3 protein-coding genes (1 of these 3 cut by a window edge) are annotated in these 15,307 nt (G+C 68.9%); 2 read left to right on the top strand and 1 reads right to left on the bottom strand.

Annotated elements, in window-relative coordinates:
* On the top strand, window positions 1–11,590 hold the 3' end of the coding sequence (locus TL10_RS18870) for a non-ribosomal peptide synthase/polyketide synthase (protein ID WP_043986828.1). It extends 19,403 nt beyond the left edge of the window; only the last 11,590 of its 30,993 coding nucleotides appear in the window; its start codon lies off the left edge, out of view; its stop codon occupies window positions 11,588–11,590.
* Window positions 11,587–14,532 carry an MMPL/RND family transporter gene (locus TL10_RS18865; protein WP_234711479.1) on the top strand — a complete coding sequence of 982 codons (2,946 nt, stop codon included), beginning with the start codon at window positions 11,587–11,589 and terminating at the stop codon, window positions 14,530–14,532. The genes TL10_RS18870 and TL10_RS18865 overlap by 4 nt, the downstream gene beginning before the upstream one ends.
* Here TL10_RS18865 and TL10_RS18860 read toward each other — a convergent pair.
* Complete coding sequence (locus TL10_RS18860) at window positions 14,522–15,307, bottom strand: GntR family transcriptional regulator (protein WP_043986826.1); 786 nt, start codon at window positions 15,305–15,307, stop codon at window positions 14,522–14,524. The genes TL10_RS18865 and TL10_RS18860 overlap by 11 nt on opposite strands.

Here is a 15,307-nt window from a genome sequence, read left to right as displayed (position 1 = left end):
GGCAGCGATGGCCATCCCCATGCCGCTCATGCACACCCTGGAACTGGGTGCCGGAACCATCGAAACCCCGGATGGCCCACGGCTGCATGCCAATTGGACCTGGGCTCCGTCGGCACTCGATGAGGAACAGGTGACCCGCCTGAGCCGGCTGTGGTTCGAGGCACTGTCCGGCATCTGCGCCCATGTCGCCGACGGTGGGGGAGGACTCACACCGTCGGACATCGCGCCGGCGCGCCTCAGCCAGCAGCAGCTCGATGAGCTGGAGCAGCATCACGGCGTCGCCGACGTGCTGCCACTCACCCCGGTTCAGCAGGGTCTGCTCTTCCACGCCACCACCGCCCAGGGCGGCGAGGACCTGTATGCCGGACAGCTGGACATCGGGATCACCGGGCAAATCGACGTCGACCGGCTGCACGATGCCGTGCGCGGCGTCATCGCCCGGCACCCGCACCTGGTGGCGAGTTTCCACCGGCGGTTCGGGCAGCCAGTGCAGGTCATCCCGACCGATCCCGTAACCGCTTGGCGCTACCTGGAACTCGATTCCGAAGCGGAGCTGGCGGACATCCGCGCGGCCGAGCGGGCCGCGGTGTGCGACCTGACCACGGGCCCGGTCTTCCGCGCCGCACTGATCCGAGTCGCACCCGACCGGTACCGATTCGTCCTGACGAACCACCACATCGTGCTCGACGGCTGGTCGATGCCGATCCTGCTGGCGGAGATCTTCGCGGGCTATCACGGCCACCGGCTGCCGCCGGCCGCGCCGTACCGCAACTACGTCAGCTGGCTGTCCGACCGGGACCACGACGCGGCCACCGCAGCCTGGGGCGAGCTGCTCCGCGGGATCGATACGCCGACGCTGGTCGGATTGATCGGCCGCACGGAGTCGGGGCCCCGGTCCGTCGAGACCGTCACGCTGCCCGAGGAAATAGCCACGGCCGTCGGTGAATTGGCACGGTCACGGCACACCACCATCAACACCGTGCTGCAAGCGGCGTACGCGCAGCTGCTGTGCTGGCTGACCGGCAGCCGCGACGTGGTGTTCGGCACCACGGTGTCCGGGCGGCCAGCGGAAGTCTCCGGCGTCGAATCGATGGTCGGCCTGTTCATCAACACCGTGCCGGTCCGCGCCCACCTCACCGCGACGACCACCTCTGCGGAGCTGCTCGATCAGCTGCAGGGTGGCTATAGCGACACCCTCGACCATCAGCACCTGGCGCTCAACGAGATTCATCGCATCACCGGTCAGGACCAGCTGTTCGACACGCTGTTCGCGTTCGAGAACTACCCCGTGGACACCGCGGCTTTGTCGAGCGATGCCGAGCTGGCCGTCACGGATGTCGCGACTCACGAATCCACGCACTATCCGCTGACGGTGCAGGCGCAGCCCGGTCGTGAACTGACCATCCGTATCGAGTACGACACCACGGTGTTCGGCGCGGCCGACATCTCGGCGATGATCCAGCGGCTGCAGACGGTGCTGGTGGCCATGACCACCCAACCGGGACAATCGATCTCGGCCATGGCTGCCCTCGAGTCGGACGAGCAGACCACGGTGGATCAGTGGAGCGGGCGGAGTGTGCTGGCAGAACCCGTTGCCGGCGAGACGGTTCCGGGGCTGTTCGCCGAGCAGGTGGCGCGGACGCCGGATGTGGTGGCGCTGACCTACGACGCGTCGGCGTGGACCTATCGGGAACTGGACGAGGCGTCAGACCGGTTGGCGCACGTGTTGGCCGCCCACGGTGCGGGCCCGGGACGGGCTGTGGCCCTGGTGTTCCCGCGCTCGGCCGACGCGGTCATGGCGATCCTGGCGGTGCTCAAGACCGGGGCGGCGTACTTGCCGATCGACCCGGCGCTGCCCGCGGACCGCGTCGAGTTCATGTTCACCGACGCGGCACCGGTGGCGGTGGTCACCACCGCGGAACTGGTCGACGAGATCGCCGGCCTCGGTGTGCCAGTGCTGGACGTCACCGCCGGAGATGGCGAAAACCACGTCACGGCAACACTTTCGGGACCGCGACCCGACGACATCGCGCACATCATCTATACCTCCGGAACCACCGGGCTGCCCAAGGGGGTCGCGGTCACGCACCGCAACGTGACCCAGCTCTTCGCGGGGCTGGACCTCGGATTCGAGCTCGGTCCCGATCAGGTGTGGGCGCAGTTCCACTCCTATTCGTTCGACTTCTCGGTGTGGGAGATCTGGGCAGCCCTGCTGCACGGCGGGCGCCTGGTGGTGGTGCCCGACGCGGTGGTCCGCTCGGCAGATGAGTTTCATGCCTTGCTCGTTCGCGAGCAAGTGACGGTGCTCGCGCAGACACCGTCCGCAGTGAGTGTGTTGTCGCCGGAAGGCCTGGAATCGATGGCGCTGCTGATCGGTGCCGAGGCCTGTCCGCCGGAACTGGTGGACCGGTGGGCGCCTGGTCGCGTGATGCGCAATGTCTACGGCCCGACCGAGACGACGATGTGGGTGACCAAGAGCACGCCGCTGGCGGCGGGTTCCGGTGCGCCACCGATCGGTTCGCCGGTTCCGGGCGCCGCGCTGTTCGTGCTCGACGCCTGGCTGCGTCCCGTACGCCCCGGCGCGATCGGCGAACTGTACGTGGCGGGCCGCGGCGTCGGCGTCGGCTACTGGGGCCGATCGGCGCTGACCGCAACGCGTTTCATGGCGTGCCCGTTCGGTGCGCCGGGAACCCGGATGTACCGGACCGGCGACCTGGCCAGCTGGGGCCCCGACGGGCAGCTGCGGTACTTCGGCCGCGCCGACGAACAGGTCAAGATTCGCGGGCATCGCATCGAATTGGGCGAAGTGCGTTCGGCTCTGGCCGCCGTGGCCGGCGTCGAGCAGGCGGTGGTGATCACGCGCGAGGACGCGGCCGGCAGCAAGCGCCTGGTGGGCTACGTCGTCGGTCCCGTGGATCCGGCGCAGGTGCGCGCGACGCTGGCGCAGCGTCTGCCCGGCTACATGGTCCCGGCCGCCATAGTCAACCTGGCTGGGCTGTCCGCATTGCCCGTCACGGTCAACGGCAAGCTCGACACCCGCGCGCTGCCGGAACCGGAATACGTTGCGGGCGTGTACCGGGCCCCGGGCAGCCTCACCGAGGAGATCCTGGCCGGCGTGTACGCGCAGGTCCTCGGCATCGAGCGGGTCGGTGTCGATGATTCGTTCTTCGATCTCGGCGGCGACTCACTGTCGACGATGCGGCTGGTCGCGGCGATCAATTCCGCACTGGACGTTGATCTTCCGGTCCGCGCGGTGTTCGAGGCACCGACCATCGCCCAGCTGGCCCCGCGCATCGTCGCGGGTGAGCGTGGCCTGCAGCCGCTGACCGCGGGCGAACGTCCGGACGTGGTGCCGTTGTCGTTCGCGCAGAACCGGCTGTGGCTGGTCGACCAGGTGCAGGGACCCTCGCCGGTCTACAACATGGCGACGGCCCTGCGGCTCGGCGGAACGCTGGACGTCGATGCGCTCGGCGCAGCGCTGGCCGACGTCGTCGGCCGGCACGAGAGCCTGCGCACGCTGCTCACCGCACCTGACGGCACCCCGCAGCAGGTGGTGATCCCCGCGGCGCGTGCCGATTTCGGTTGGGACGTGGTCGACGCGACGGAGTGGTCGACCGGCCGACTGCAGGACGCCCTCGAGGCCACCGCACGCGGCACCTTCGACCTGGCCGTCGATATCCCGTTGCGGGCGCGCCTGTTCCGTGTCGCCGATGACGAGCACGTGCTGGTGGCCGTGGTGCATCACATCGCTGCCGATGGTTGGTCGTTGCGGCCGCTGGTCGCCGATCTGGGTCTGGCCTACGCCAGCCGGTGCGCCGGTCAGGCACCGGACTGGGCGCCGTTGCCGGTGCAGTACATCGACTACACGCTCTGGCAGCGGGCACAGTTCGGCCGTCTCGATGACAGCGGTAGCCGGGTGGCCGCGCAGCTGGCGTTCTGGGAGGACGCACTGGCCGGGCTGCCCGAGCGCGTGCAGCTGCCCACGGATCGGCCCTACCCGCTGGTGGCCGACATGGCCGGTGCGACGGTCGCCGTCGAATGGCCTGCCGAGTTGCAGGAGCAGGTGGCCCGGCTGGCCCGGGAGCACAACGCGACCACCTTCATGGTGGTCCAGGCCGCACTGTTGGCGACGCTCGCGAAGGTCAGTACGAATGCTGATGTCGCCGTGGGCTTCCCGATCGCCGGACGGCGTGATCCCGCTCTCGACGATCTCGTCGGCTTCTTCGTCAACACCTTGGTGCTGCGCGCCGACCTGACCGGCGACCCGACGGTCACCGAGCTGCTGAACCAGGTCCGGACCCGCAGTCTGGAGGCCTTCGAGCACCAGGACGTGCCGTTCGAGGTATTGGTGGAGCGGCTCAACCCCGCGCGCAGCCTCACCCACCATCCGCTGGTGCAGGTCATGCTGTCCTGGCAGAACTTCACCGGGCTGACCGATCCGGCCGGCGGTTCGGGGTTGAAGGGCGTCGACGTCACGTCGATCCCCTTGGGCACCCAGTCCGCCCGCATGGACCTGACCTTCTCGCTGTCCGAACGCTGGACTGCGACAGGGCAACCCGCCGGTATCGGCGGCGAGGTCGAGTTCCGGACCGACGTGTTCGACGACGAAACCGTTGCGGCCCTGGTCAACCGGATGGAGTTGCTGCTGGCGGCGATGACCGCCGACCCGCAGCGGCCGCTGTCGTCGGTGAGTCTGGTCGACGACGCCGAACAGGCGCACCTCGACGCGCTCGGCCACCGCGCGGTCCTGACCGCGCCGGCCGCAGCGTCCCGGTCCATTCCAGAGTTGTTCGCCGCCCAGGTCGCCCGCACCCCGAACACCGGGGCGCTCACCTGGCAGGGCCGGACCCTGACGTACGCGGAGCTGGATGCGGCGGCAAATCAGTTGGCGCACCGGTTGATCGGGCATGGCGCGGGCCCCGGCCAGACCGTGGCATTGCTGTGCCACCGGTCGGCCGAAGCCATCGTCTCGATCCTGGCGGTGCTCAAGGCCGGGGCGGCCTACCTGCCAATCGACCCGGCGCTGCCGTCGGCCCGTATCGATTTCATGCTCGCCGACGCCATGCCGGTCGCTGCCGTCACCACCGGTGATCTGGAGGAGCGGCTGGCCGGGTTCGGCCGACCGGTCATCGACATGGCCGACGCCGATATCGAAAACCAGCCCGCCACAACGCCTCCGGCGCCCGACGCGGGTGACGTCGCCTACCTGATCTACACCTCCGGCACCACCGGTGTGCCGAAGGGCGTCGCCATCACGCACGGCAACGTCGTCGGGCTACTGGGGCAGCTGCGCGACCAACTGCCGACGTCCCGCGTCTGGAGCCAGTGGCACTCGCTGGCCTTCGACGTCTCGGTGTGGGAGATCTTCGGAGCCCTGCTGCATGGCGGACGCCTGGTCGTGGTGTCCGAGACGGTGGCCCGTTCGCCTGAGGAGCTGCACGAACTCCTGGTGGCCGAGGGCGTCACGATGCTGACCCAAACCCCCTCCGCTGCAATGATGTTGTCCCCGCAGGGGCTGGAGTCGACGTCGCTGGTGGTGGCGGGCGAGGCGTGCCCACCCGAACTCGTCGACCGCTGGGCGACCGACAGCAACAACACCGGCCGCGTCATGATCAACGCCTACGGCCCGACCGAGGCCACGATCTACGCGGCAGTCAGCGCGCCGCTCACGTCGGGGTCACCCGCCGTGCCGATCGGCACCCCGGCCTCAGGGGCGGCAGCTTTCGTCCTGGACGAGCGGTTGCGCCCGGTGCCGGTCGGTGTGGTCGGTGAGCTGTACGTGGCCGGCTCGGGTGTCGCGGCGGGCTACGTGCGGCGCGGTGGACTGACCGCCTCGCGCTTCCTGGCGTGCCCGTTCGGCGCACCGGGACAACGCATGTACCGGACCGGCGACCTGGTGCGGTGGGGCAGCGATGGTCAGCTGCAGTACCTGGGCCGTGCCGACGAGCAGGTCAAGATTCGCGGCTACCGCATCGAATTGGGTGACGTGCAAACGGCATTGGCCGGTCTGGACGGCGTCCGGCAGGCCGCGGTGATCGTGCGCGAGGACCGTCCCGGGGACAAGCGACTGGTCGGCTACATCACCGGCACCGCGGACCCGGCCGAGGCGCGAACTGCGGTGGCCAAACACCTTCCGGCGTACATGGTTCCGGCCGCCGTGGTGGGGCTGGCGACGCTGCCGCTGACCCCCAACGGCAAGTTGGACCGGCGGGCACTGCCCGCTCCGACCTACGGCAACGTCGACCAGTACCGGGCGCCGGGCACGCCGGTCGAGGAGACGTTGGCCGCGGTCTACGCCGACGTCCTCGGCGTCGAGCGGGTCGGTGTGGACGACTCGTTCTTCGAGCTGGGCGGCGACAGCATCATGTCGATGCAGGTGGTGGCCCGGGCGCGGGCTGCCGGCCTGACCTGCCGGCCGCGCGACGTCTTCGTCGAGCAGACGGTGGCCCGGCTGGCGTTGGTCGTCGGAACCGTCAGCGACACAGCCGATGTCATCGACGACGGGGTAGGGCCGGTGGTCGCGACGCCGATCATGCGGTGGCTGGCCGGCGTGGACGGCCCGACCGGCCAGTTCAACCAGACCATGGTGGTGCAGGCCCCGGCGGGCGTCACCGAGACCGACGTCGCAATGCTGTTGCAGGCCTTGATGGATCGGCACGCGATGCTGCGCCTGCAGGCCGACGCGAGCTGGACGCTGCAGGTGCCCGAAGTGGGAACGGTCGATGCCACGGATTACCTGCGCACGGTCGACGAGCTGACCGAGGACGCCGTGGTCGCGGCGCGGTCGCGGTTGAACCCGGCGGCCGGCGAGATGCTGAGCGCACTGTGGGTGGCGCCGGCGCGTCAGCTGGTGCTGATCATCCACCACCTGGCGGTCGACGGGGTGTCGTGGCGAATCCTGTTGGAGGACTTGAACGTCGCCTGGCTGCAGTCCCGTGCGGGCCAGCCGATCGAGATTCCGGCGAACGGCACCTCGTTCCAGCGCTGGGCGCAGGTGCTTGTCGAACACGCCGCCGCACCTGAGGTGGTTGCACAGGCGGAGGCCTGGCGACAGGTGACGGCGACGCCGGCGCTGCTGCCGGCCGTTCAGCCGGAGCGAGACACGTTCGCCACGGCCGGGCAGCTATCGGTCACGCTGGACGATGTCGACACCGTGCAGACGCTGCTGCGCGAGGCGCCGGCGGCGTTCCATACCGGCATCAACGACGTGCTGCTGATCGGATTCGCCTTGGCCGTGGCCGAATTCGTCGGTGGCGGCCGCACCATCGGCATCGACGTGGAGGGTCACGGACGCCACGACGACATCGCCGATCAGCTGGACCTGTCACGCACCGTCGGCTGGTTCACCACCAAGTACCCGGTAGCCGTCACGGTCGGTGACGTCTCGTGGACGCAGGTGACATCCGGTGACGCCGCGCTGGCCGCGGTGCTCAAGAACGCCAAGGAGCAACTGCGGGCACTGCCCGATGGGCTGACCTACGGTCTGCTGCGATACCTCAACGACACTGTCGACCTCGAAACAGCCGATCCGGCAATCGGATTCAACTACCTCGGCCGACTCGGCGGTGGGTCCGAGCTGTCCGACGAGCTGTGGCAGGTCGGCCGGGACAGCTCGGCTGCAGCCGAGGTCACCGGCACAGCGACCGCGGTACCGATGCCACTGATGCACACCGTGGAGCTCAACGCGGGCACCGTGGACACCGAAGCCGGCCCGCAGCTGCATGCCAATTGGACGTGGGCGCCGTCGGCGCTGGACGGCGAGCAGGTCGAGCGGCTGAGCCGGTTGTGGTTCGACGCGCTGAGAGGTATCTGCGCACTGGTCCGCTCCGGTGGCGGCGGTCTGACGCCGTCGGATATCGCACCGGCGCTGCTGGACCAGCGGCAGATCGACGAGCTCGAGCGTGAGTACCCGGTCGCCGACATCCTGCCGGTGACCCCGCTGCAACAGGGATTGCTGTTCCACGCCGCGCAGTCCGGTGCGGACGCCGATCTGTATGCGGTGCAGCTGGACCTGACCCTGGCCGGACCGCTCGACCCCGACCGGCTGCGGGAGGCCGTGCAGATGGTGGCCGAACGTCACCCGAACCTGGCCGCCCGCTTCCACCCCGGACTCGATGTGCAGGTCATTCCGACGTCGCCGGAAATCGCCTGGCAGGTCATCGATCTGACCGCGGCGGTTGGCGCAGATGCCGAGGTGACGCGCATCCGCGCCACCGAACGTGCGGCCGTCTGCGAGCTGGTCGACCAGCCGGCGTTCCGGGTTGCATTGATCCGCACCGGAGAACACCGGCACCGGCTGGTGCTGACCAACCACCACGTCGTGATGGACGGCTGGTCGTTGCCGATCCTGCTGCGCGAGATCTTCGCCGGCTATCACGGGTACCGGCTGCCCGCGGCGGTGCCGTACCGCCGCTTCGTCACTTGGCTGGCCGAGCGGGACCTCGATGCCGCACGCACTGCCTGGGCCGAGGTGCTGGCCGGCGTCGACGACCCGACGCTGGTCGCGCCACGCACCGCAGCAGGTGCCCGCGGCGTGAAATCCGTTGCGCTGTCGGCTCAAACCACCCAGGCCGTCGGCGAGCTGGCACGCTCGCGTCACACCACCGTCAACGTCGTCCTGCAGGGCGCCTACGCACAACTGCTCATGCAGCTGACCGGCCGGCACGACGTCGTGTTCGGCACCGCCGTCTCTGGTCGTCCGACCGATGTGGCCGGGGCCGACTCGATGGTCGGTCTGATGATCAACACCGTGCCCGTGCGGGCCGCGGCCACCGCGACCACCAGTGCCGCGGACCTGCTCGACCAGTTGCAGGGTGCGCACAACCGGACCCTCGATCATCAGCACCTGGCGCTGGCCGAGATGCACCGAATCACCGGTCAGGACAGGCTCTTCGACACGCTGTTCGCGTACGAGAACTACCCGCTGGGCGCCGCTGCGTCAGGCGGTGTCGGCGAGCTGACCATCACCGAGTTCAGCAGCCATGAGCAGAATCACTACCCGCTGACGGTGCAGGCCATGCCGGGCGAGGAACTGGGCCTGCGCGTCGAGTACGACACCGAGGTGTTCGACTCGGCCGCCGTCGACGCGCTGGTCGAACGATTCGAGCGGGTACTCGTGGCCATGACGACCACGCCCACCCAATACCTGTCGTCGGTCGATCTGCTTGCTGCCGAAGAGCAGTCGCAGCTGGACCGGGTCGGCAACCGTGCCGCAGCGGCCGATTCTGTTGCACCGGCTTCGATCCCGGAGCTGTTCGCCGCCCAGGTCGACCGGACACCGGACGCTGTCGCGCTCACCGCCGCGGGCCGCTCGATGACCTACCGCGACCTCGACGAGGCCTCGAACCGGTTGGCGCACCGGCTGATCAGCCACGGGGCGGGCGCCGGCCAACCGGTGGCGGTGCTGTTCGGCCGGTCGATCGACGCGGTCGTGGCGATCGTCGCGGTCCTCAAGACCGGGGCGGCCTACCTGCCGATTGATCCGGCACTGCCCGCGGAGCGGCTCGCGTTCCTGCTGTCCGACGCGGCGCCGAATGTCGCGGTCACCACGGCAGACCTGGCCGGCCGGCTCGCCGGCTTCGACGGTGCGGTCCTCGTCGGTGACGCGGCCGAAAACCTTTCCGCCACACGACTTCCGGTACCGGACGCCGACAGCGTCGCATACCTGATCTACACCTCCGGCACCACTGGTGTGCCGAAGGGTGTCGCGGTGGCGCACGGGAACGTGGCCCGGCAGTTCGGGGTTCCGCTCGCGGGCCTGCCCGCCGACCCGGTGTGGACGCAGTGCCACTCCTATGCGTTCGACTTCTCGGTGTGGGAGCTCTGGGGCGCGCTGCTGCATGGCGGCCGCCTGGTGATCGTGCCGGAGTCGGTGACGGCCGCAGCGGATGAGTTCCAGCGACTGCTCGTGGCCGAACACGTCAATGTGCTCACCCAAACCCCCTCCGCGGCAGGTGTATTGGTGCCCGAGGAGCTGGAACCGCTGGCGCTGCTGCTCGGTGGCGAGGCGTGCCCGGTCGAGTTGATCAACCGGTGGACGGCGTGCGGGCACTCGGTGATCAACGCCTACGGTCCCACCGAGACCACGGTGTACGCGGCGATGACGGGAATCCTCACGCCGGGAACAGGTTCGGTGCCCATCGGTACGCCGGTGCCCGGCACAGCATTGTTCGTGCTGGACGGCTGGTTGCGCCCCGTACCCGCGGGCGTCGTGGGTGAGTTGTACGTCGCGGGCGACGGCGTCAGCGTCGGCTACGCCGGCCGATCGGCGCTGACCGCAGGCCGCTTCGTGGCCTGCCCTTTCAGTGGCGCAGGCGAGCGGATGTACCGGACCGGGGACCTGGTGCGGTGGGATACCGACGGCCAGCTGCACTACGTCGGCCGCGCCGACGAGCAGGTCAAGATTCGTGGCTTCCGCATCGAACTCGGTGAAGTACAAACGGCTTTGGCGAGCCGTGACGGCGTGGAGCAGGCGGCGGTGATCGCCCGCGAGGACCGCAGCGGCGACAAGCGTCTCGTCGGGTACGTCACCGGCACGGCTGATCCCGCGACGTTGCGCACCCAGCTGGCCGAGCACTTGCCGGCCCACGCGGTCCCTGCCGCCATCGTCGTGCTGCCCGCGCTGCCGGTGACGACCAACGGCAAGCTCGATGTCCGCGCGCTACCGGCGCCCGAATACCGGGCCGGGGCCTACCGCGCGCCGGGCACTGCCATCGAGGCAGCGCTGGCCGCCGGCTACGGCGCGGTGCTCGGCGTCGAGCGCGTCGGTGTGGACGAGTCGTTCTTCGACCTTGGTGGCGACAGCATCTCGGCCATGCACCTGGTCGCGGCGGTCCGCGCGGACCTCGGCATCGAGCTGTCGGTGTCGGCCGTGTTCGAGACGCCCACCGTGCAGGGACTCGCCGAGCGGCTGACGGCGGACAATGCGGCCGCACCCGAGATCGCGCCGGTGCAGGTACTCAAGACCGGTACTGGCGTTCCACTGTTCTGCCTGCATGCGGTGAGCGGCGTCAGCTGGCCGTACCAGGTGCTCGGCGGCTACGTCGACGCCCCGATCGTCGGCATCCAGCAACCCGCCACCGACCAACCGCGGTCCATCGGCGAGATGGCAGCGACGTACGCCGACCGGATTCAGGCCGAGCAGCCGTCGGGCCCGTACCACCTGCTCGGCTGGTCGTTCGGCGGTGTGGTGGCGCACGCGGTCGCCGTGGAGCTGCAGCGGCGCGGTGCGGTGGTCGAGCGGCTCGTACTGCTCGACGCCGAGCCGAGCCTGCGCGTCGCCAACCAGGCCGTCGACCGGGACCAGCTCACCGGTGTTGTGGACGACGGACTGCTGGACCTGCTGGCGCACAACTTCGACACCAACGTCGCGCTGTACCGGGAGCACGAGCCCGGGCAGTTCCACGGTGATGTCGTGGTGGTCGCAGCGACCCTGGACGACGCCGATCGCGGCACGTTCCTCGAGCAGAGCTGGCGCGCGCGGGTGACCGGCGACGTTGCGGTGCACGCGGTGGCGTGCGGCCACCATGAGATGCTGACCGTCGAAGCGCTTGCCGAGTACGGCGAGCATCTGGGCGGTGAGGCAACGTGAAGGTTCGGTCGGGCATGGGTGTGTTCACCGGGGCTTTCGAGCTGCTGGCGCGGCTGGTGCTGCGCCGGCCGTGGGCGGTGATCGGCGCCTGGCTGCTGCTCGTCGTGGCGCTGTCGGTGGCCGTGCCGCCGCTGATGAAGCTGGCGAGCGACCGCAACCAGGAATTGCTGCCGGCCAACTCCGCGGTGATGGCGGCGACCCGGGACATGACGACCGCGTTCCACGAACCCGGGATTCAGAACATCGCCCTGGTGGTGCTCACCGACGAGAGCGGGCTGACCAAAGCCGACGAAGACGTCTACCGCACCCTGGTCGACAGTCTGCATCGCGATACGCACGACGTCGTGATGGTGCAGGACTTCATCTCCCAGCCGCCCATGCGAGAGGTGTTGGCCAGCAAGGACAACAAGGCGTGGTTCATCCCCGTCGGCATCCGGGGCGAGCTCGGCTCACCGGAATCCAGTGAGGCGTACAAGCGGGTCGTCGGCATCGTCGACCACACCGTCGCGGGATCCACCCTGACGGTCCACATGACGGGCCTGACCGCCACCGTCGCAGAACGCGAACAACTCGGGTTGCGCGACCTGCGGGTCATCGAGACCGCCACGATCGCCATGGTGCTGCTGATTCTCTTTGTGGTGTACCGCAATATCGTCACCATCCTGGTGCCGCTGGCGACCATCACGCTGTCACAGGCCGCCGCGACGCAGGGCGTTGCGGCCCTCGCGACGTGGGGCCTGCCCATCTCGCAGCAGACCGTCGTCTTCATGAGCGCCATGATGATCGGTGCCGGCGTGGACTACGCCGTCTTCCTGATCAGCCGCTACCACGAATACCTCAGGCAGGGACTGACTTCCGACGACGCCGTCGCACGGGCGCTGACCGCCATCGGCAAGGTGATCGCGGCGTCCGCGGCCACCGTCGCGGTGACGTTCCTTGGTATGAGCTTCACGACGCTCAAGGTGTTCTCGACCACCGGGCCGGCGCTGGCGGTCACGATCGCGGTGGCGTTCCTGTCATCGATCACGCTGTTGCCGGCGATCCTGACGCTCGTCGGACGGCGCGGCTGGGCCCGGCCCAGGAAGGAACTGACCAGCCGCTTCTGGCACCGGTCCGGGATCAACATCGTGCGGCGCCCGGTCGTGCACCTGGTCGGCAGCCTCGTCGTGCTGATCGCGCTGGCCGCCGGCGTGGCCTGGCTGCACACCAGCTACGACGCGCGCACCGCGCTGCCGGCCTCGGCTGAGAGCAACATCGGCATGGCCGCGATCGAACGGCATTTCCCGGCGAGTGTGACTGCACCGCAATACCTTTTCGTCCAGTCGCCGCATGACCTGCGGACCACCAAGGGGCTCGCCGATCTCGAACAGATGGCGCAGCGCGTCGCGCAGCTGCCAGATATCGCCGCCGTCCGCGGTGTCACCCGGCCGACCGGCGCCCCGCTGGAACAGGCCACGCTGAGTTTCCAGGCCGGCGAGATCGGCAACAAGCTTGCCGAAGCCACGTCGAAGATCAATGGCAGCGTCGATCAACGTGAGGCTCTGGTCGGCGGGGCCGGCAAGCTTGCCGACAGTCTGGCCACCGTGCGTACCCAGCTGACCAAGACCATGGGCGTGCTCGACAACCTGAACAAGAGCATGGCGAGCATCAAGGACCAGCTCGAGAGCTCGCAGGAATTCCAGGACGCGCAGCGGGAGATGGATGCCGTGCGCAATTCCGGAGACGTGCCGAACATCCCGCCCAGGTCGGGCAGCCAGAACTTCCAGGACATGGTCGCGATGGCCGATGCCCTGCTGGCGCAGCGGAAGGACAACCCCGGCTGCGACAGTGATCCGGATTGTGCGGGACAGCGGGACCAACTGCAGCGACTGTCCGACGGTCTGCACAAGATGCAGCCCTCGTTGGACTCGGCGGCCAAAGCCCTTCGCTCCCTTGGCGGAAGTGGTGGAAGTGGTGCGGGCAGTAGCCCGGCTGGGATGAAGCAGAACATGGCCGCCCTGCAGGAGGGCGCCAACGCGCTGGCCGAGGGCAGCCGGAAGATCGCCGAAGGGCTGCGGGTCCTCGACGACCAGACCAAGCAACTGGGCGAGGGGCTGTCGCACGCCTCGGCGTTCCTGCTCGCGATGAAGCTGCACGCATCCGAGCCGGGCGCGGCAGGCTTTTACATCTCGCCGGAAATCCTGGGCAACGACAAATTCAAAGACCTGGCACGGGTTTTCATGTCGCCGGACGGGCATTCGGCGCGGTACCTGGTTGAGTCGACGCTGAACCCGTATGACACCAAGGCGATGGATCAGGTGAAGGCGATCCTCGCCGCCGCGCAAGGCTCGCAGGCGAATACGTCGCTCGCCGACGCGAAGATCGCGATGTCGGGCATGACCCCGTACTACGCGGAGTTGCGGGACTACTTCAACAAGGACCTGCGGTACATCGTGCTGATGACCGTCATCGTGGTCTTCCTGATCCTGGTACTGCTGCTGCGCGCCATCGTCGCACCGCTGTACCTCGTTGGCACCGTGATCCTTTCGTGCCTGTCGTCGCTCGGCATCGGGGTGATCGTGCTGCAGATCTTCGGCGGCCAGCCGATGGCGGCGAGCACACCGGGCATGGCGTTCATCGTGCTGGTGGCCGTCGGCGCGGATTACAACATGCTGCTGATCTCCCGCATCCGCGACGAATCCCCGAACGGCATCCGCTCGGGCGTCATCCGCACCGTCCGGAGCACCGGCAGCGTGATCACCTCTGCCGGAATGATTTTCGCCGCACCCATGTTCGCCATGCTGTTCAGCAGCATCGGCTCGATGGTGCAGGGCGGCTTCATCATCGGCGTCGGCCTGCTGATCGACACCCTGATCGTGCGCACCGTCACCGTGCCGGCGCTCGCCGTGCTGGTCGGCAAGTACAACTGGTGGCCGTCGCGCCGGACGGCTGCTACGCCGTGACGGTGAGCTCGACGCGGCCGTCGGTGCCGAGGGTTTCGCGCTCGGCCGTCATCGTCGTCTTGGCGACCAGCCGGACGCGGTCCGCCCGGAACAGGTCCTCGGAGTACTCGAACGGCTGACCGTCGGCGTCGCTGGTGACGCGCGTCATCGCCAACAGGGGAGTGCGCGTGGGGATTTCGAGCCACGCGGCCTCACGCGGATTGGCGCTGACGACCTCGATGCTCTCGACCGACGACGCCGGGGCCAGGTTGTAACGGACCGCCAGAATGTCGTATATCGAGCCACCGAGGGGCTGCTCCAGCAGATCGGGCACCCGCTCGGCGAGCAGGTGCGCGCAGTCGACCGACAGCGGGAAACCGTCGGCGTACCGCAGCCGCTGCACGACGACGAGCTCGGTGTCGGGCTTGACGCCCAGGCGCTGCGCCTCGGTGGCGGTGGCACCGCGCAACGCCGTGGCGAGCACCCGGCTGCGGGTGGTGGAATGTCCGCCTTGTTTGAGCCGGTTCGGCAGGCCGGACAGTTCGGCGACGTTGCGTTCGACGAGCACGGTCTTGATGAAGGTGCCGCCCGCGCGGCCGCCCCGTCGTTCCAGGATTCCGGCACGGCTCAGGGGAACCAGGGCACTGCGCAGCGTCGCACGGGACACGGCGAACCGCTCGGCCATCTCACGTTCGGAGCCGAGGCGGTCACCGGGACGCAGGGCACCGGCATCGAGCATGCTGACGATGCGGCGCCGCACATCCTCGGCGACCGGGCCACCCTCGGACTCGTCCAT

Origin of the sequence: Mycolicibacterium llatzerense, assembly GCF_000878195.1 — a bacterium.
GTDB lineage: Bacteria > Actinomycetota > Actinomycetes > Mycobacteriales > Mycobacteriaceae > Mycobacterium > Mycobacterium llatzerense.
This window is presented reverse-complemented; position numbering and strand designations above follow the sequence as displayed.

Excerpts from the sequence above, each read along its gene's own strand:
- TL10_RS18860 (WP_043986826.1), bottom strand. The coding sequence starts at position 15,307 with ATGGACGAGTCCGAGGGTGGCCCGGTCGCCGAGGATGTGCGGCGCCGC.